The sequence below is a fragment of the Pantoea sp. ARC270 genome (genome assembly GCF_003236725.1).
In the GTDB taxonomy this organism is placed as follows: Bacteria; Pseudomonadota; Gammaproteobacteria; order Enterobacterales; family Enterobacteriaceae; genus Pantoea; species Pantoea anthophila.
The window spans coordinates 41,021-59,362 of sequence record NZ_PUGA01000008.1 but is presented as its reverse complement, the minus strand read 5'-3'; the positions used below and the strand labels follow the sequence as shown (position 1 = coordinate 59,362).

Genomic DNA, 18,342 nt, shown 5'->3' with positions numbered 1-18,342 from the left:
AAATTCTGTGCAACCTGTAAATACTATGACCTCACTTGTCACACTTGATAACGTTTCGATAAAATTTAACCAGCGCAACGTCTTATCGGGCGTCAGCCTGGCGTTGCAGCCTGGCCGTATTCTCACCCTGCTCGGGCCTAACGGCGCCGGTAAGTCTACGCTCGTCCGTGTGGTGCTGGGTTTGCTCGCCCCCACCAGCGGGACGGTTCAGCGCCATGCCGATCTGCGTATTGGCTATGTGCCACAGAAACTGCATATCGATCCGACGCTGCCGGTGACCGTCGAACGCTTTATGCGTCTGACCCGCGGCAGTAAACAGGCGGAGATCCTCCCCGCCCTGAAACGCGTGCAGGCGGGCCACTTACTCAACGCGCCGCTGCAGAAACTCTCGGGCGGCGAAACGCAGCGTGTGCTGCTGGCGCGCGCCCTGCTCAACCAGCCTCAGCTGCTGGTGCTGGACGAGCCGACGCAGGGGGTGGATGTCAACGGTCAGGTCGCCCTCTATGATCTGATCAATCAGCTGCGCGTTGAACTGAACTGCGGCGTAATGATGGTCTCTCACGACCTCCACCTGGTGATGGCCAAAACCGACGAAGTGCTCTGCCTGAATCACCACATCTGCTGTTCCGGTACCCCCGAAGCGGTGTCACAGCATCCCGAATTTATCGCCATGTTTGGTCCGCGCGGTGCGCAGGAGCTGGCGATCTACCGTCACCACCATAATCACCGTCACGACCTTCAGGGACGTATCGTTTTACGCAAAGGACAGAGTTCATCATGATTGAGTTGTTATTACCGGGCTGGATAGGCGGCGTGATGTTAGCGCTGGCTGCCGGCCCGCTGGGTTCGTTTGTCGTCTGGCGCAAGATGTCCTACTTTGGTGACACTCTGGCACACGCCTCCCTGCTCGGCGTGGCGTTTGGCCTGCTGTTTAACGTAAATCCCTATTACGCGGTCATTCTGGTGACGGTCTGCCTGGCGCTGGGTCTGGTCTGGCTGGAACGGCGCCCCCATCTGGCGATCGACACGCTGCTGGGGATCATGGCGCACAGCGCGCTGTCGCTGGGTCTGGTGGTCGTCAGCCTGATGAAGAATGTGCGCGTCGATCTGATGGCCTATCTGTTCGGCGATCTGCTGGCAGTGACGCCAGACGATCTCTGGATGATGGGCGGTGGCGTGGTGGTCGTGCTGCTGGTGATGGCATGGCAGTGGCGATCGCTGCTGTCGATGACCATCAGCCCGGAGCTGGCGCAGGTGGATGGCGTCAATATTCAGCGCACCCGGCTGATCCTGATGCTGATCACCGCACTGACCATCGGTGTCGCGATGAAGTTCGTGGGGGCGCTGATTATCACGTCGCTGCTGATCATACCGGCGGCGACCGCCCGGCGTTTTGTTCGTTCGCCGGAAGGCATGGCAGCCGTCGCGGTAGTGATCGGGGTCATCGCTGTGACCGGCGGGCTGACCTTCTCCGCGTTCTATGATACGCCAGCCGGCCCGTCAGTGGTGCTGTGCGCCGCCATCCTGTTTATCTTCAGCATGGTGCGCAAGCCCGCCGTTTAATCTTCGCGAGTAATGCCGAAGTGACGATAAGCATGCTGCGTGGCGAGACGGCCACGTGGTGTGCGCTGAATGAAGCCCTGCTGAATCAGGAAGGGTTCAATCACATCTTCGATGGTTTCGCGCTCTTCACCGATGGCCGCCGCCAGGTTGTCCAGTCCGACCGGCCCACCCATAAACTTATCGATAATGGCCAGCAGCAGCTTGCGGTCCATATAGTCGAAGCCTTCACTGTCCACATTGAGCATATCAAGCGCACTGCAGGAGACTTCACCGCTCATCTCACCGTTGGCCCGGACTTCGGCGAAGTCACGAACCCGGCGCAGCAGACGGTTGGCGATACGCGGCGTGCCGCGGGCGCGGCGGGCGATCTCTAACGCACCGTCATCACTCAGCGCCAGACCGAGACAGGCGGCGCTGCGGCCCACGATGTGCTGCAGATCCTTAACCTGATAGAACTCCAGCCGCTGCACAATGCCAAAGCGGTCGCGCAGTGGCGAGGTCAGTGAGCCGGCACGGGTAGTAGCACCAATCAGGGTAAACGGCGGCAGGTCGAGCTTAATCGAACGGGCTGCCGGGCCCTCACCAATCATGATATCCAGCTGATAATCTTCCATCGCCGGATAGAGCACCTCTTCCACGACCGGCGAGAGGCGGTGGATTTCATCAATAAACAGCACGTCGTGCGGCTCAAGGTTGGTCAGCATCGCCGCCAGATCCCCGGCTTTTTCCAGTACCGGGCCCGAGGTGGTGCGCAGGTTAACGCCCATCTCGTTAGCGACGATGTTCGCCAGGGTGGTTTTACCCAGCCCCGGCGGACCGAAGATCAGCAGATGATCAAGCGCATCACCGCGCAGCTGTGCGGCCTTGATGAAAATCTCCATCTGCTCACGCACCTGTGGCTGTCCGACATACTCATTCAGCAGTTTTGGCCGGATGGCGCGATCGATAATCTCTTCTTCGTTAACGCTGGCAGCGGAGACCAGACGGTCGGCTTCTATCATCACTTACCTCAAATGGCGGCGCGTAGCGCTTCGCGGATCAGGGTTTCACAATCCGCATCCGGTCGACCGACTTTACTGATCATACGGCTCGCTTCCTGCGGTTTATAACCCAGTGATACCAGCGCTGCAACCGCTTCCGCTTCCGCATCGTTGGTGTCCGCTTCCGGGCCTGGCGTGGTGAGTGTAAAGGCTGAATCACCGCCAAACAGGTCGCCGTGCATCCCTTTAAAGCGGTCCTTCATCTCCACCACCAGACGCTCGGCGGTCTTTTTACCCACGCCGGGCAGTTTCACCAGCGACGCGATCTCCTCTTTTTCCACCGCGGTCACAAACTGCTGCGCCGACATGCCGGAGAGGATCGCCAGCGCCAGTTTTGGCCCGACGCCATTCACTTTGATCAGTTCGCGGAACAGCGTGCGCTCCTGCTTGCTGTTAAAACCAAACAGCAGCTGGGCATCTTCGCGCACCACAAAGTGGGTAAAAATCACCGCTTCGTGCTGAAGTTCAGGCAGCTCATAAAAACAGGTCATAGGCATGTAAATTTCATAGCCGACGCCGTGTGCCTCAAGCAGCACCAGTGGCGGCTGCTTTTCCAGAATGTTGCCCCGTAAACGACCTATCACCTGAATGCTTCCTTAACTTACGAATGTGGCGGATTTTATAACATAAAAAAGGCTGGATGAATATCCAGCCTGAGAGTGAGACGGTGCCGCGGCCGTTAACCGGATCGCAATCGTCCGCGCGTGAGTACCAGCTTGCTGTCACTCATCCGCGTCGCATTCTGTGCCACGTGACAGTGCGTAATCGCAATGGCCAGGGCATCAGCGGCATCCGCCTGCGGGTTTGCCGGTAACTTCAGCAGGGTCCGCACCATGTGCTGCACCTGGCTTTTTTCGGCGCTGCCGATGCCAACCACCGTCTGCTTAACCTGACGGGCGGCATATTCAAACACCGGCAGGTCGTGGTTGACCGCAGCAACAATCGCCGCACCGCGAGCCTGACCCAGCTTCAGCGCCGAGTCAGCATTCTTTGCCATAAACACCTGTTCAATGGCGAAGTAGTCGGGTGCGAACTGCGTGATGATTTCGCAGACGCCCGCATAAATCAGCTTCAGGCGGGCGGGAAGCTCGGCGGTGTTGGTGCGGATACAGCCGCTGCCCAGGTAGGTGAGCTGGCGGCCAGTCTGACGAATAACCCCATAACCGGTGATGCGTGAGCCGGGATCGATACCCAGGATAATCGACATTACGCCTCTCCGGTTGAAGCGGTGATGGCCAACGCCATTACAGCGTTTCCGCCACCTCGTCGGAGATTTCACCGTTGTGATAAACCTCCTGCACATCGTCGCAGTCTTCCAGCATGTCGATCAGACGCAGCAGTTTCGGTGCGGTTTCCGCATCCATTTCCGCTTTGGTGGTCGGGATCATCGAGACTTCTGCGGTATCCGCTTTCAGGCCGACGGCTTCCAGTGCATCACGCACGCTGCCCATCTCTTCCCATGCGGTGAAGACATCAATCGCGCCATCGTCGTAGCTGACCACATCTTCAGCACCCGCTTCCAGCGCCGCTTCCATGACCGCATCTTCATCCTGGCCTGGTGCATAGGAGATGACGCCTTTTTTGTTAAACAGGTAGGCCACGGAGCCGTCAGTTCCCAGGTTGCCGCCGGTTTTAGTGAAGGCGTGACGCACTTCGCCAACGGTACGGTTGCGGTTGTCACTGAGGCATTCAATCATAATGGCGGAGCCACCCGGACCGTACCCTTCATAGATGATGGTTTCCATGTTGGCGTTGTCATCGCCGCCCACACCGCGCGCGATGGCGCGATCCATGGTGTCACGCGTCATGTTGTTAGACAGCGCTTTATCCATCGCCGCACGCAGACGGGGGTTAGACCCCGGATCGCCGCCGCCCAGCTTGGCTGCCGTCACCAGTTCACGAATGATTTTGGTGAAGATTTTGCCGCGCTTCGCATCCTGCGCCGCCTTACGGTGTTTGGTGTTAGCCCACTTACTGTGTCCTGCCATTTTCTCTTCTCTCCGATCTTTTACAGGGTGCGGGCGATCTGGCTGCGATCCTGTCCTCCGGCGTAGCTCAGACAGGTCGTAACCTGTCAGCCCGTGACGGGCGAGCCTGCGCGTCATCCTCGCGGTCAACCTGACGCGGGTGCCCTCTTGCTGGCGGGGAACATTGTCGCGGCGGCGATGACGCCCGACTGTTTAATAGTGTGGTGTCGTTGTGTTAACACTCACCCGATTCAACTTATCATCTCTCCGTCGCCGGAATAGCGTGCGGCGACAGGTTTTCAGGCGAACTCTTCGATTGCCTGGCGGTTACTCCATGAACGGGTCAATGCTGCCGCCTCCGCCGCTGCCAGCCAGCGAAAGGCCAGATGTTCGGTCAGCCTCACATCGCGCTCCGCTGGCAGTTGCAGGCGAAACCAGTGCTCGTGATTATGGGTGACATCCGGTGCATAGCGATGGCGGAAATGGGGAAAGATTTCAAAGTCGATTTGACGCTGACAATCTTCCATCTCCAGACGCTCAGCCAGCACATCAATACCGACCTCTTCATTCACTTCGCGACAGGCGGTCGCCAGCGGAGACTCACCCGGCTCCAGGCTGCCGGTGACCGACTGCCAGAACGCGGGATCGTCACGCCGCTGCAGCATCAACACCCGGCCAGTATCACGCGCCGAAATCACTACCAGCACTGAAACCGGGTGTTTATAGCCCATTATTTATTCTCGAGCTTTTCTTTTTTAACCACCTGAATGCCCAGCTCCAGCAGGGAAGCCGGGTTCGCTTCGCTTGGCGCTTCGGTCATCATACAGGCGGCAGCCGTGGTTTTCGGGAAGGCGATTACGTCACGGATGTTGTCGGTGCCGGTCAGCAGCATGGTCAGACGGTCCAGACCAAACGCCAGGCCCGCATGCGGCGGCGTACCGAACTTCAGCGCGTCCAGCAGGAAGCCAAACTTCTCACGCTGCTCGTGCTCTTCAATACCCAGAATGCTGAACACCGTCTGCTGCATGTTGCCGTTGTGGATACGCACAGAACCGCCGCCCACTTCGTAACCGTTGATCACCATGTCGTAGGCGTTCGCCACGGCACGGGTCGGATCGGCCGCCAGCTCTTCGGCGCTCATCTCTTTTGGCGCCGTGAACGGATGGTGCATCGCGGCCAGACCGCCCTCTTCGTCCTCTTCGAACATCGGGAAGTCGATTACCCACAGCGGTGCCCAGGCGTTCTCGTCGGTGAGGTTCAGCTCGCGACCGACTTTCAGGCGCAGGGCACCCAGTGCGTCAGCCACTACTTTAGCGCGGTCAGCACCAAAGAAGATGATGTCGCCATCCTGCGCGCCGGTACGGCTCAGGATGCCCTCAACGATCTCCGCGTTCAGGAATTTGGCAACCGGGCTCTGCACGCCCTCCAGTCCATCGGCACGGACATTGACCTTCATCCACGCCAGGCCTTTCGCGCCGTATATTTCGACAAACTTGCCATACTCATCAATCTGCTTACGGCTCAGCTGTGCACCGGTCGGCACGCGCAGCGCGGCGACGCGGCCTTTTTCATCGTTGGCCGGGCCAGAGAAGACCTGGAATTCGACGTTTTTCAGCAGGTCGCCTACGTCCACCAGCTCCATCGGGTTACGCAGGTCTGGCTTGTCGGAGCCGTAGCGGTGCATCGCTTCCGCAAAGGTCATCTGCGGGAACTCACCGAGATCCACACCCTTGACGTCCAGCCACAGGTTGCGAATCAGACGCTCCATGGTTTCACGCACCTGTGGCGCGGTCATGAATGAGGTTTCAACATCGATCTGGGTAAATTCAGGCTGACGATCGGCACGTAAATCTTCATCGCGGAAGCATTTCACGATCTGATAGTAGCGGTCAAAACCGGACATCATCAGCAGCTGTTTGAACAGCTGCGGTGACTGCGGCAACGCATAGAATTTCCCTTTGTGAACCCGGCTTGGCACCAGATAGTCACGCGCACCTTCCGGTGTCGCTTTGGTCAGCATCGGGGTTTCAATATCCAGGAAGCCTTCGTCATCCATAAAGCGACGCACAAAGCTGGTGATGCGGGCGCGGGTTTTCAGACGAGCCACCATCTCCGGGCGACGCAGATCCAGATAGCGATACTTCAGGCGCGCTTCTTCGCTGTTGGTCTGATTAGAGTCCAGCGGCAGGGGTTCAGAGCGGTTGATGATGGTCAGTTCCTGGGCGAACACTTCCACTTCACCGGTCGCCATGTCGCTGTTTTTGTTCTTCTCATCACGCGCACGCACGGTACCGGTAATCTGGATGCAGAATTCGTTACGCAGTTCAGAAGCCAGCTTAAACGCGTCCTGACGATCGGGATCGAAGAACACCTGTACGATGCCTTCACGGTCGCGCATGTCGATAAAAATCAGACTGCCCAGATCGCGACGGCGGTTTACCCAGCCGCAAAGCGTGACTTGCTGACCCACATGAGACAGATTGAGCTGTCCGCAATATTCTGTACGCATAACACTATCCTTTTAACTTCGCCGCTGCAGCTGACAGCATCCGGCCGCGTTACCTGATGCGATGCTGTCGCAAAAATGGCGGCCATTATAATGGAAAAAGCCAGGCAGGATAAACATATCCGCGCCAAAGCACCGATTTCCTCTGTGCATTTGCCCCCCTGCCTGAGCCTGACAGATAATAGGGTATCTTAACCGGCCGCGAGGAGCGCGCGTGACACTGCGTATTGGCCTGCCCCAGTGGCAGCACTCACACTGGAAACGCTGGGGCATTGAAAGCCTGGCGGACTATGCCCGCTATTTCCATTGTGTGGAGGGAAACACCACGCTGTATGCGCTGCCGAATGCTGAAACGGTGATGCGCTGGCGCGACATGACGCATGAGGCATTTCGCTTCTGCTTTAAGTTTCCCAACACCATCAGCCATCAGGCGGCGCTGCAGCACAGCGACGATCTGCTGACCGATTTTCTGCGCCTGATGGAGCCGCTGGCCGATCGCATCGGTCAGTACTGGCTGCAGCTGCCTGCCAGCTTCTCCCCGCCGCAGCTCGATGACCTGTGGCGTTTTCTCGACAACCTGCCACGCCGTTTTCACTACGGGGTGGAGGTGCGCCATCCTGCGTTCTTTGCCAAAGGCGAGGCGGAGCGGGCGCTGAACCGCGGCCTGCTGGCACGCGGCATAAATCGCGTGATGCTCGATAGCCGTCCGGTGCATGCTTCCACGTCACAGAGTCCGGCCGCGCTGGCCGCCCGGGCGCAGAAGCCGCGGGTGCCGCCCCACGCGCTGCGCACCGGTTCACAGCCGATGGTGCGCTTTATCGGCAGCGACAGCGTGGAAGAGAGTGTGCCGCTGTTTCAGATCTGGCGCAGCAAACTGGCCGAGTGGCAGCAGCAGGGTGACGCCATGCTGTTTCTGCACACACCCGATATGGGCCAGGTTTTTCCACTGGTGCAGGCGCTGTGGCCGCAGCTGCAACAAATCGATCCGGCCATCGGTGACGGGCCAGACTGGCCGCAGCAGGCATCACTGTTTTAAACGCCATACGGGACAGCGCGCCGAACGCTGGATAGAATAGCCCCTCTTCTGAATGCGTACCGGAGTGACAATGATAAGCGCGTTATACGTGGTACTGAGTGCCTTACTGATCATGAAATTCACGCTGGACGTCGTGCGTTTCCGCCGTTTTTATCGCGTGGCGTATGGCGACGGCGGCTATCACGACCTGAAAATGGCGATTCGCATTCACGGTAACGCCATTGAAACCATTCCCCTGGCGCTGCTGCTGCTGGTCGTGATGGAGATGAACGGCGCGGATATCTGGATGGTGCATCTCACCGCGCTGCTGTTTTTCATCGGCCGGTTTCTGCACGCCTGGGGATTACGCAACAGCGCAATGACCGGTCGCAAATATGGCATGATGCTGACGCTGTTTTCCCTCTGCGGCATGGTTATTTTTAACCTGATCTATCTCCCCTGGGATCTGGTGCTGTCGCTCCATTAAGCGGGGCGGGGTTAAGGGGTGCAGCCTGCCCCACTTTCTGCCAGAATAGCGCCCTTTCCGTCGTCTCTTCGGATTTTCGATATGTCTGACCGCGATCAACTCTTCTCAGCGCCCATTGCAAAACTGGGCGACTGGACTTTTGACGAGCGCGTGGCTGAAGTCTTTCCTGACATGATTCAGCGCTCGGTGCCTGGCTACTCCAACATCATTTCGATGATTGGCATGCTGGCAGAACGTTTTGTTACCCCGCAGAGCCGGGTGTATGACCTGGGCTGCTCACTGGGCGCAGCCACCCTGTCGGTGCGCCGCAACATTCATGTGCCGGGTTGTGAGATCATCGCGGTGGATAACTCGCCCGCGATGGTGGAGCGCTGCCGTCGTCATCTGGATGCCTTCCGCGCCGATACGCCGGTGACGGTGCTGGAAGCGGATATCCGCGATATTGAGATTGAAAACGCCTCGCTGGTGGTGCTCAACTTCACGTTACAGTTTCTGGAGCCGCCTGCGCGCCTGGCGCTGCTGACGAAAATCTGGCAGGGACTGAAACCGGGTGGCGCGCTGGTGCTGTCTGAGAAGTTCAGTTTTGAAGATGCGGAAGTCGGTGAGCTGTTATTTAACATGCATCACGACTTCAAGCGCGCCAACGGGTACAGCGAACTGGAAATCAGCCAGAAGCGCAGCATGCTGGAAAACGTGATGCTGACCGACAGCGTTGAAGCCCACAAAGCCCGCCTGAAGCAGGCTGGTTTCCCGCACGCCGAACTCTGGTTCCAGTGCTTTAATTTTGGTTCACTGGTGGCGTTGAAATGATCGACTTTGGCCGTTTTTATCAGCAAATTGCGGTAGGCCCGCTGGCGAAGTGGCTGGAAGTATTACCGGCTCAAATCAGCGAATGGCAGCGGGAAAACCTGCACGGTCACTTCCGCGACTGGTACAAGTCGCTGGAGTATCTGCCGCTGCTCGCGCCCCAGAAGCTGGACCTGCTGCACAGCGTCACCGCCGACCGTGATGACATCAGCGATCGCCATCGTCAGGGCATTGAAAAATTACTGCGTAACCTGATGCCGTGGCGCAAAGGGCCTTACTCCCTCTATGGCACGCACATCAACACCGAGTGGCGATCTGACTGGAAGTGGGAGCGCGTGTTGCCACACATCTCCCCCCTGGCGGGCCGCACCGTGCTGGATGTGGGCTGTGGCAGCGGCTATCACATGTGGCGCATGATTGGTGCCGGTGCGCATCTGGTGGTCGGCATCGATCCGATGCAGCTCTTCCTGGTGCAGTTTGAAGCCGTCCGCAAGCTGCTCAATGACGATCGCCGGGCGCACATGCTGCCGCTGGGGATCGAGCAGTTACCGGCACTGCAGGCGTTTGATACCGTCTTCTCTATGGGCGTGCTCTATCATCGTCGCTCCCCGCTGGATCACCTGTTACAGCTCAAAAACCAGCTGGTCAGCGGCGGCGAACTGGTGCTGGAAACGCTGGTGATTGAGGGCGATGTGAATCAGGTTCTGGTGCCCGGCGAGCGCTATGCCCAGATGCGCAACGTCTTCTTTATTCCGTCAGCCGAGGCCCTGAAGAGCTGGCTGGAGAAAAGCGGGTTTGTGGATGTGCGGATCGTTGATTTTGCCCGCACCACCACGGAAGAGCAGCGCCGGACCGACTGGATGACCAGCGAATCCCTGGCAGAGTTTCTCGACCCCGATGACGCCAGCAAAACGATTGAGGGCTACCCCGCTCCCCTGCGTGCCGTGCTGGTCGCCACCAAACCCTGACGTCTCAGCGGCGGGACAAGGCCAGTTTCGCCGCAAATCCAATAAACACGCAGCCGGTCAAACGATCCATCACCTTCAGCACCGCAGGTTTTTGCAGATGACCGGCGAAAAAGTGGCTGCCGCCAATCAGCGCCGCATTCCAGACCAGCCCCAGCAGCATGTGAGCCAGCGCCATCAGGCTGCACCAGAGCGCCACTGACGCTCCGGCCGGGATGAACTGAGGCAGAAAGGTGACGTAAAAGACCCCCACTTTTGGATTCAGCAGGTTGCCCATCAATCCCCGACTGAAGCAGGCCAGATAGCCCTGCTGGCGAACCGCGGGCTGAGCTACAGCAGGCGACTGCTGGCGCGGGGTGACCAGCAACCTGACGCCCAGATAGCAGAGCCAGGCCGCGCCGAGCCATTTCAGCAGGTTATAGGCAATCTCAGACGCCATCAGCAGCGCCCCCAGCCCCAGCCCGACGGCGATCCCCCAGAGCAGACAACCCAGCGTCACACCCAGCGCTGTCGCCCAGGCGCGCTGCCAGCCCTGCGCAATGGCCGTTCGCAGCACCAGCGCGGTGTCAAACCCAGGCGTGAGCGTCAGAATGGTTATCGCAAACAGAAATGAAAAGAGCGTGGCGCTCATAATGATTCTCCGTTGTTTCGCCCGGTAAGGGGTGTTCAGGCAGCTTAACAGCCCTGACAGCGTAATGCGCGGGATCACCTGCCATGCCGGGCGGATTGTGCCAGGCTGGATCGGGTCGGGCTATTCATATTAAGGAGACGTGATTATGAGTAAATTTATTTTTTCATCACCCCGTAAATATGTGCAGGGCGCAGGTGTACTGGACGAGCTGGGAACGTTGCTGACTGAACTGGGCGATCAGGCTTTTCTGGTGGCGGATGAGGTTGTCTGGAAGCTGATTGGTGAACGGACGCAACAGACGTTGCAGTCCGCGGGAGTGAAATTCAGCTGGAAGCAATTTAACGGCGAGGCGTCCAGCAATGAGATCACCCGTCTCAGTGCGCTGGCGAAGCGCCAGGGTTGTAACGTGATTGTCGGGCTGGGTGGCGGCAAAACGCTGGACACGGTTAAGGCGGTAGCGGACGAACTTCAGCAGCCGGTAGCCATCGTGCCGACCATTGCCTCTACCGATGCCCCCTGCAGCGCCCTGTCGGTCATCTACTCTGACAGTGGCGTATTTGAGAGCTATCGCTTCTACAGCAAAAACCCTGATTTGGTGCTGGTGGATACGGCTGTCTGCGCCAGTGCGCCTGCGCGACTCTTTGCCTCTGGCATTGCCGATGGGCTGGCCACCTGGGTTGAAGCGCAGGCCGTGGCGCGTTCCCATGCGAAATCCATGGTCAATGGCGATCCGACCCTTGCCGGACTGGCGATTGCCCGTGCCTGCGAAGAAACACTGCTCAAGTGGGGTTACAGCGCCTATATCGCCGTGAGCGAAAAACGGGTCACGCCCGCCGTGGAAGCGGTGGTTGAGGCGAATACGCTGCTCTCAGGCCTGGGCTTTGAAAACGGCGGGCTGGCAGCCGCTCATGCCATTCACAATGGTTTTACCGCCATTGATGGTGACATTCATCATCTGACCCACGGCGAAAAAGTTGCCTATGGCACACTGACGCAGATGGTGCTGGAGCAGCGTCCGGACGAGGAAATTGCGCGCTACATCCGTTTCTATCGCTCTATCAACATGCCGACCACGCTCCGGGAGATGCATCTTGAAAATGAAAGCTGGGAGAATCTGGTGAAAGTGGGCGCTCTGGCCAACAGTGAGGGGGATACGCTAAAAAATCTGAATCCTCATCTGTCACCGGAAGATATTGCCAACGCCCTGCTGGCGCTGGATGCCTTTAGTCAGACAGTGAAATAAGCCGCCAACGGGCGATGATCCGATCGCCCGTTACTCCTCCGCCGCAGGCTGATCCCAGTACTCATATTTATAGGCAGAACTGAGGTGGCGTTCGATGGTGCCGCGCGTGAAGATTTCGGTCTCATGCAGGTAGCTCAGGGTGCAGTTACCGACCTCATCCCATGACTGGCACTCGTCCACCGAGCGGATCGTGCTCAGCGGCGTGCTGGCCGTGCCGTTCAGACGCACTTCACGCCATTGCGGATCGTAGGTGTAGTTGTCCGTGCTGCGGGCGGAAGTGGTGCGTGTCACCAGTCCCTTTGGATTCCAGTGATAGTGAAACTCGCCGTTGGTCGTCGGGTCGCTGCCGCGCGCCACGCTCTTCTCCAGGCGCAACTGGCGATCATAGCGATAGGTCGTGTCGGTAAAACCGCTTTTTCCCATGCTAATAAATTTGTCAGAGGCGCTGGTGATATTGCCATGCTCCCCTTTCTGCCAGTTAATCGTCCCCTGTCTGTTGTCGACCACGACTTCCTTGCCCTCTTTCAGCACTTTCACCATCCAGGCATATTCCGCCACCCAGCCGCCCTGCACTCTGGCAATGTGCTGCTCCATACTGAGGATAACGTTGCGCTCATTTTTGTCATAGCTGACGTCAGCCACGGTCAGGTCGCCGCAGGCGTCAAACTGGCCCAGCACCCGCTTTTGAGAATTCACATCCTTACCAAATTCCCCCGCAATCACCTGCTTCACTGCGCCTTTGGCATTGCCGCCGAGCAGAATCAGGTTATTGCTGTTGGTGATGGTTGTGCTCTGCGGCCGGCATGCGCTGGCCGCCACGCTGCCACTGCACAGCGCAGTCAGCAACTGGATGAGAGCGGCACTCTGATTGCGATTCATAGGGTCAGTTCCGGGCAACGTTGCTGTAAGTGTAAACCCTGCCGTGAAAAACAGCGGCAATCGGTGACGAATTGAAGCTGCCGCCAGGAGTTATGCCTGAAGCGGTGCGGTGATCTAAGCGTAACGGATAGCGCGGCGGTTTGCGTGGGTCTCTGCGGTAAAAGTCCCGGATGGCAGTGAATAATTTATCTGAACGACAGCTGCGCATTGTGCGGGTGGTCTACCCGGCTGATCGGCTTTAAGGGATATGAAAACACGCTGAAGCGGCGGCACGTATTTTCCTCGTCCGGATTCAGCAGGGAAAGCGAGGGAGCCATTCCGTATCAAACTGGATAGCAAGTATTGGGCTGAAAACCGTCAGACAGTTATTTTCAGGCTGTCGCTAGAATCGCCTCTGGCAGGGCTCAACACTTTTGCGTTGCTTAACGGAATTATTTATATTTACCCCAGCTTTTTATCCATACCGGTACTGCCGTCTGTCTGTATTACTCATCATGTCGGGTTTATAACGAACGGAGAAAGGAATCATGGCGCGTAATATTGCCCCCGGATATTGTGTTGTGGAGAGGCCCGGAACACTGGAATACCAGGCGCGAGAATTGTTCAGGGACGTTCAATCTCCAGCAGTCAGCCTGTTTATGAAACTTAATGCAGATACCCGCTATCTTAAGCCTGGGCAGATTCTGATTGTCGCTGATCCAGAGACACCCGCTCAAATCACCCTGCAAATGTTGCATTCACTCAGGCAGGCGAAAGACAAGACCAATAACGCCTTTACAGGGATTGATGGTGACGATGCCAGTTTTCTGCAAAAGCATTACGGTCTGATTGCCGCTTTGACTGGCGCGGGAGATAAGATTTTCAGCACAGCAGGCGATGCCGGTGAAAGATACTTCAGAGCCATTGAGCAAACTTTGACGAAAATTGAGGCCAGTTATCAGAATCAGTTCCGTTCGCAGGGAACGCTCATCAGCCAGCAGTTTTTCCTCGAGCGTAATCAGTTGCTAAACCAGCTTAGAGAACTGGTCAATAAGCCACTGTTAAAATCACTATCACGTTCTGTCGTTAAGTTCCGACAGTACGAAAATCTGAAGCGAGCCTTAAATCTTTCCAGTCGTTCAATCGTGCATGAGTGGTCAACGGTGGGCCTGGGCGGCATTCCCGGTTATTCATTCTATGTAGGCAATGCAGCCAGAGCGGCGCGATTCCTAAAATCCGGAGGATATATCGGAATAGGCTTTGCCTTTTTAGGAACCACAAACGAAGTCGCTAATGCCTGCAAGATTGGGCGAGAAGGTGAATGCAGTAAGATAGCATTTAAGGAATACGCTAAATTTGCCAGTGGTACATTTTCTGGCATGGCTGGAGGCACACTGGGTGCATCTGCTGGTATGGGCGTTTGCTTTGCAGTAGGTATAGTTACCGCTGGTGCCGGGGGGTTGCCTGTGCTGCAGTGGGTTCGCTAGTCGGCGGGACCGCTGCAAGTGCAGTAAACGATTATTTTATGGATATGTGGTTACAATAATATGGAAAATAGGCTTTTTTATCTCGCTATGGGCTGTGCCCTTGTGCCTTTCTTTATTACCATTATACAGTTCGTGATCTTTTCCATTAACAAAGAGAAATATGAATCTTTGTTATCTTTTTACCATGATGCCAGGTTTGAATTACCACCCCTTTACAGGTTTTATGGGTCTATGGGTTTTTTGGGGTCGTTTGGCATGTCCTATTTCTTCTCAAGACTCAGAAAAGGAAAAAAGGTCATTTTTCAGCCCAGACAACACGTCGCTATTACCGAGCATCTGAAAGGCATGAACTACAACCTCACTGGATGGATTGATAATTACTATTACCTTTCACTCTTATCGCTGTTTTTGTATGCCGTTTTTTTAATAATTTCTTTAGTGAAAGCTATCATCACACAATTTTGAAATCCGCCTTTATCAGACGCAAAGAGAGCCAGAAATTCGTACGCGTAATGCATAGTCCTGGCCTTACTTGTACAGACTATTCAGTCAGAGACAGGTAGTGCGGTTTAAAGAAACCTCAGGCTTTTACAAAACCTGAGCCGACGCTGATTTGATCCTAAACCTTAATTTCAGACAAAAAGAACCCCAGCAAGCATACTGGGGTTTGGTACTTGCAAACACCACGTCAATGATCGGCGTGCTGCGCGGCAAAATCTGTTGTAGCTCAGGCGACCCGGACGCTGCTCATCTGCATCACGCTTTTCATCGCCTCAACCACATCGCCGTCGACACAGTAGCGGCTGAACTCGTCGGTTTCGGCTTCTGAACACATGGAAACACCCGCTTTGCGGTAGCGCATCGGCGAGGCCATCAGGCGGCTGGCCGAGCTGTGAACTTCGCGAATGCCCATATCGAGAAACTTTTGCAGGTTGCTGAGACGTACCCCGGCACCCGCCATAATAGTAGGACCCGTGCTGGTCTCATTAAGTTCCCTGAGTAATGCAATTCCGTTTTCGGCGCTCTGCTGCTGCCCGGAGGTCAGAATCCGTGCCACTCCCAGATCGGTTAATGTTTCCAGGGCGCGCTTAGGGCTGTGACAGAGATCGAAGGCCCGATGAAAGGTGACGCTCAGGCCGTCACACAGCGCCATAATCTGACGCATCTGCCCCTGATGAATATGGGCATCTTCATCCAGCATACCAATCACCAGCCCCGGGAAACCGAGTTCACGGATCAGCGTCACATCCGATTTCATCGCTTCAAATTCACGTGCGGTGTAACAAAAATCGCCCCCGCGTGGCCGGACAATAGGATGAACCGGAATCGAAACCGCCTGACGGGCCGCCTTCAGCATCCCCGCAGACGGGGTCAGACCGCCTTCGCGCGGGGCGGCACAGAGTTCAACCCGATCGGCACCCGCCTGTTGTGCGGTCACGGCGCAGTCCACGCCATAGCAGCAAATTTCCAGTGTGGTCATTCTCTTCTCCTTTACATGACTCTGGTTCAAGGCAGATTCATCAGTTAGTCTGGCTGCTGGAATGAGTTTACCGGGAAAGTTAACTATGACATTCAATTTCGACCAACGGATAGACCGCCGTCACAGCGATAGTCTCAAATGGAACAAATATGCGGACCAGGACATTCTGCCGTTGTGGGTCGCGGATACCGATTTCCGATCGCCGGATTGCATCATCAACGCGATAAAAGCCCGTGCCGAACATGGGATTTTTGGTTACGGCGACACGCCCGTTGAGTTTATCGACAGCGCGATCGCCTGGCTTGCCTCACGCTATCAGTGGCACGTAAATCCGGAGTGGATTGTGGTACTGCCCGGCGTGGTGAGCGGGCTGAACCTGGCTGTCCGTGCCTTTACGGCCTCAGACGAACGCACGATAGCGCCGACCCCGATTTATCCCCCGTTTCGCGGGGCGTCAAAGCTGGCGGAGCGTGCTCAGCTGAATCTGCCGCTGACCCTGAACGCGGGACGCTGGCTGCTGGATCTGACGGCAGCCGAGGGTGAGATGACGGGCAGCGAGCGGCTGTTAATGCTCTGCAATCCGCAGAATCCGGGCGGCACCGTCTATCGTCGGGATGAACTGCTGGCGCAGCTCGCCTTTGCGCAGAAGCACGATTTGATTGTCTGCTCTGACGAGATCCACAGCGATCTGCTGCTGGAGCCGGGTGTTCAGCACATCCCGTTTGCCAGCCTGAGCGAAGACGCCGCGCAGCGCAGTGTAACCCTGATGTCGCCGTCCAAAACCTTTAATATTGCCGGGCTTGGCGCATCCATCGCCATTATTCCGAATCCCGAACTGCGCGCGCGCTTTACGCGGTTGCGGCGCGGCATTGTGCCTGACGTCGATATTCTGGCGATTACGGCAGCGGCGGCGGCGTGGCGCGAGGGTGAATCCTGGCTGGACGCGCAGAACCTCTACCTGCGCAGCAACCGCGACTGGCTGGTGTCGCAGGTCAATAAAATGACCGGCCTGTCACTCGCCGCGCCGGAAGCAACCTACCTGGCCTGGATCGACGCCAGCGAACTGGGCGTCGCCAGCCCGGCGCTCTACTTCGAAAAACACGGTCTGGGCTTAACCGCAGGCCGGGAATTTGGCAATGACCAGTTTGTCCGGCTCAATTTCGGCTGCACGCGCGCGCTGCTTGACGAGGCGGTCGCCCGCCTGAAACGCGCGGTCGCCGCCCGGATTTAGTTCTGCTCGCTGGCGACAATCTCTTCCAGTCGCCACGGATGAAACTTGATTGTCGTCTGTCCATCCGTCACCGCCAGCGTCGGATTGGGCAGACGCTCATTCTCTCCCTTCGGCGCGCTGGTTTTAAACGAGATGCCCGGCTGCGTCAGTGCCGCGTCAGAGAGTAAGGCCATTGCGCGCATGCCCAGCGACTCAGGATCGCCGCGTAACACGACCTCAACGTGTTCCCAGCCTTCATGGCGATAGCGCTTTTCACCCGGCCACGGCAGTTCCACCACATCAATCTGACACCCTGCCACGGTGAAGGGTTGATCGAGCTTAAACAGACAAATTGGTCGCCCATTGATGACGGCGGAGGAAAATTCAGTGCCTATCTGCTGCAGACCCTTCTGCCAGCGTGCCGCCGTGGTGTCCTGATGACAGCGCACCGCGATATGGTCGATTTCGTGATCGCAAAGAGACAAACCCAGGCGCTGCGCAAAGTTTTGCAACGATTCTTCAAAACGCTCTAAATCTGACTTTAAATCATCCAATTCTGCCGGAAAAGTATGCTTCACAACCCTCATTCCTCTCTCTTTATTTAACATTTATGACCAGTCTGCTTTATTGTGCGCCGGGAGTTAAGCGTATTAAATGATAAGATTCATCTTATTTGACCGGAAATTTAACGCAAAACCGCATAATAACATCTTTCATTTCGGATTTATCTCCTGTTTAGGACCATGAGTTCCTTGATGAATGCATATTAAGCAAGTGATTTAATTAGAGTTCTTTAATACAATAAGATAACTCTCATTTCGGCGACGATCAATTGCAGCTCTCCCTGCCTTCCTATAAATTTGTCCTAACACAACCAAAAGGAATGGCTCTATGTCTATGCTCATCGTTGTCGCTGTCCTGATCGCACTGATGGGATTTGCAATTTCCCGCCACTGGAAGGTGCGTGAAGACAAAAGCGTTAAGAACCCCCGCCGTCATCTGAGACGTCGTTAATGCCTCCGGGAAACATCTTCTCTGGCTCTGTTTCCCCGCTTCATCCAGCTACTGACGCACACTGACATT

The 18,342-nt window shown here is 56.5% G+C and carries 19 protein-coding genes and 1 pseudogene; 10 read left to right on the top strand and 10 right to left on the bottom strand.

The annotated features are described in order from the left end of the window. Window positions 1-25 precede the first annotated feature (25 nt). The gene (gene znuC / locus CKF42_RS05875; protein ID WP_009089732.1) at window positions 26-781 is read left to right on the top strand and encodes a zinc ABC transporter ATP-binding protein ZnuC; all 756 of its coding nucleotides are present in this window, start codon (window positions 26-28) and stop codon (window positions 779-781) included. Next, window positions 778-1,563: a zinc ABC transporter permease subunit ZnuB gene (znuB, locus tag CKF42_RS05870; protein ID WP_009089730.1), complete on the top strand. Its 786-nt coding sequence runs from the start codon at window positions 778-780 to the stop codon at window positions 1,561-1,563. The genes znuC and znuB overlap by 4 nt, the downstream gene beginning before the upstream one ends. On the opposite strand, the gene ruvB is transcribed toward znuB, so the two are convergent. The 6 genes from ruvB to aspS all read right to left on the bottom strand — a co-directional run bounded on the left by ruvB (window position 1,560) and on the right by aspS (window position 7,079). After that, window positions 1,560-2,564 carry a Holliday junction branch migration DNA helicase RuvB gene (gene ruvB / locus CKF42_RS05865; protein ID WP_009089728.1) on the bottom strand — a complete coding sequence of 335 codons (1,005 nt, stop codon included), beginning with the start codon at window positions 2,562-2,564 and terminating at the stop codon, window positions 1,560-1,562. The two genes, znuB and ruvB, sit on opposite strands and share 4 nt — an antisense overlap. 8 nt (window positions 2,565-2,572) lie before the next feature. Next, window positions 2,573-3,187 (bottom strand): Holliday junction branch migration protein RuvA, encoded by a 615-nt coding sequence (gene ruvA / locus CKF42_RS05860; RefSeq protein ID WP_009089727.1) that lies wholly within the window; start codon window positions 3,185-3,187, stop codon window positions 2,573-2,575. Between the two features lie 95 nt (window positions 3,188-3,282). Beyond that, entirely contained in the window at window positions 3,283-3,810 is a 528-nt protein-coding gene (ruvC, locus tag CKF42_RS05855; protein ID WP_009089725.1) for a crossover junction endodeoxyribonuclease RuvC, read from the bottom strand. 37 nt (window positions 3,811-3,847) lie between these two features. After that, window positions 3,848-4,591, bottom strand: a complete 744-nt coding sequence (locus CKF42_RS05850) for a YebC/PmpR family DNA-binding transcriptional regulator (protein WP_009089723.1) — start codon at window positions 4,589-4,591, stop codon at window positions 3,848-3,850. A 278-nt stretch (window positions 4,592-4,869) separates the two neighbouring features. Then, a complete protein-coding gene (gene nudB, locus CKF42_RS05845; RefSeq protein WP_111207755.1) occupies window positions 4,870-5,301 on the bottom strand; it encodes a dihydroneopterin triphosphate diphosphatase in 432 nt (143 codons plus the stop codon). After that, entirely contained in the window at window positions 5,301-7,079 is a 1,779-nt protein-coding gene (gene aspS / locus CKF42_RS05840) for an aspartate--tRNA ligase (protein WP_009089718.1), read from the bottom strand. The genes nudB and aspS overlap by 1 nt, the downstream gene beginning before the upstream one ends. A gap of 211 nt (window positions 7,080-7,290) precedes the next feature. On the opposite strand from aspS, the gene CKF42_RS05835 reads away from it, so the two are divergent. From CKF42_RS05835 to cmoB, 4 genes are all read left to right on the top strand, one after another. Continuing rightward, the gene (locus CKF42_RS05835; RefSeq protein ID WP_111207754.1) at window positions 7,291-8,112 is read left to right on the top strand and encodes a DUF72 domain-containing protein; all 822 of its coding nucleotides are present in this window, start codon (window positions 7,291-7,293) and stop codon (window positions 8,110-8,112) included. A gap of 70 nt (window positions 8,113-8,182) precedes the next feature. Next, window positions 8,183-8,578 (top strand): MAPEG family protein, encoded by a 396-nt coding sequence (locus CKF42_RS05830; protein WP_111207753.1) that lies wholly within the window; start codon window positions 8,183-8,185, stop codon window positions 8,576-8,578. 81 nt (window positions 8,579-8,659) lie between these two features. Continuing rightward, window positions 8,660-9,388, top strand: a complete 729-nt coding sequence (gene cmoA, locus CKF42_RS05825) for a carboxy-S-adenosyl-L-methionine synthase CmoA (protein WP_009089712.1) — start codon at window positions 8,660-8,662, stop codon at window positions 9,386-9,388. After that, window positions 9,385-10,353 (top strand): tRNA 5-methoxyuridine(34)/uridine 5-oxyacetic acid(34) synthase CmoB, encoded by a 969-nt coding sequence (cmoB, locus tag CKF42_RS05820; protein WP_058957334.1) that lies wholly within the window; start codon window positions 9,385-9,387, stop codon window positions 10,351-10,353. The genes cmoA and cmoB overlap by 4 nt, the downstream gene beginning before the upstream one ends. A gap of 4 nt (window positions 10,354-10,357) precedes the next feature. Here cmoB and CKF42_RS05815 read toward each other — a convergent pair whose 3' ends face one another. Further along, window positions 10,358-10,981 (bottom strand): LysE family translocator, encoded by a 624-nt coding sequence (locus CKF42_RS05815; protein ID WP_111207752.1) that lies wholly within the window; start codon window positions 10,979-10,981, stop codon window positions 10,358-10,360. Window positions 10,982-11,126: 145 nt separating this feature from the next. Here CKF42_RS05815 and CKF42_RS05810 point away from each other — a divergent pair, with 145 nt between their 5' ends. Then, window positions 11,127-12,224 (top strand): glycerol dehydrogenase, encoded by a 1,098-nt coding sequence (locus tag CKF42_RS05810; protein WP_111207751.1) that lies wholly within the window; start codon window positions 11,127-11,129, stop codon window positions 12,222-12,224. A 30-nt stretch (window positions 12,225-12,254) separates the two neighbouring features. Here the strand turns inward: CKF42_RS05810 and CKF42_RS05805 are convergent, their stop codons facing one another. After that, window positions 12,255-13,103 carry a hypothetical protein gene (locus CKF42_RS05805; RefSeq protein WP_111207750.1) on the bottom strand — a complete coding sequence of 283 codons (849 nt, stop codon included), beginning with the start codon at window positions 13,101-13,103 and terminating at the stop codon, window positions 12,255-12,257. A 527-nt stretch (window positions 13,104-13,630) separates the two neighbouring features. Here CKF42_RS05805 and CKF42_RS05800 point away from each other — a divergent pair. Further along, window positions 13,631-14,628: pseudogene (locus CKF42_RS05800) on the top strand (hypothetical protein). 668 nt (window positions 14,629-15,296) lie between these two features. On the opposite strand, the gene cutC reads toward CKF42_RS05800, so the two are convergent. Beyond that, complete coding sequence (gene cutC, locus CKF42_RS05790) at window positions 15,297-16,049, bottom strand: copper homeostasis protein CutC (protein ID WP_111207748.1); 753 nt, start codon at window positions 16,047-16,049, stop codon at window positions 15,297-15,299. A gap of 85 nt (window positions 16,050-16,134) precedes the next feature. On the opposite strand from cutC, the gene CKF42_RS05785 reads away from it, so the two are divergent. Then, entirely contained in the window at window positions 16,135-17,280 is a 1,146-nt protein-coding gene (locus CKF42_RS05785; protein WP_111207747.1) for a MalY/PatB family protein, read from the top strand. On the opposite strand, the gene CKF42_RS05780 is transcribed toward CKF42_RS05785, so the two are convergent. After that, entirely contained in the window at window positions 17,277-17,837 is a 561-nt protein-coding gene (locus tag CKF42_RS05780) for a VOC family protein (RefSeq protein ID WP_111207746.1), read from the bottom strand. The genes CKF42_RS05785 and CKF42_RS05780 overlap by 4 nt on opposite strands. 313 nt (window positions 17,838-18,150) lie before the next feature. Between CKF42_RS05780 and CKF42_RS21435 the strand changes: the two genes are divergently transcribed. Next, window positions 18,151-18,273 (top strand): hypothetical protein, encoded by a 123-nt coding sequence (locus tag CKF42_RS21435; RefSeq protein ID WP_009089698.1) that lies wholly within the window; start codon window positions 18,151-18,153, stop codon window positions 18,271-18,273. Window positions 18,274-18,342 lie beyond the last annotated feature (69 nt).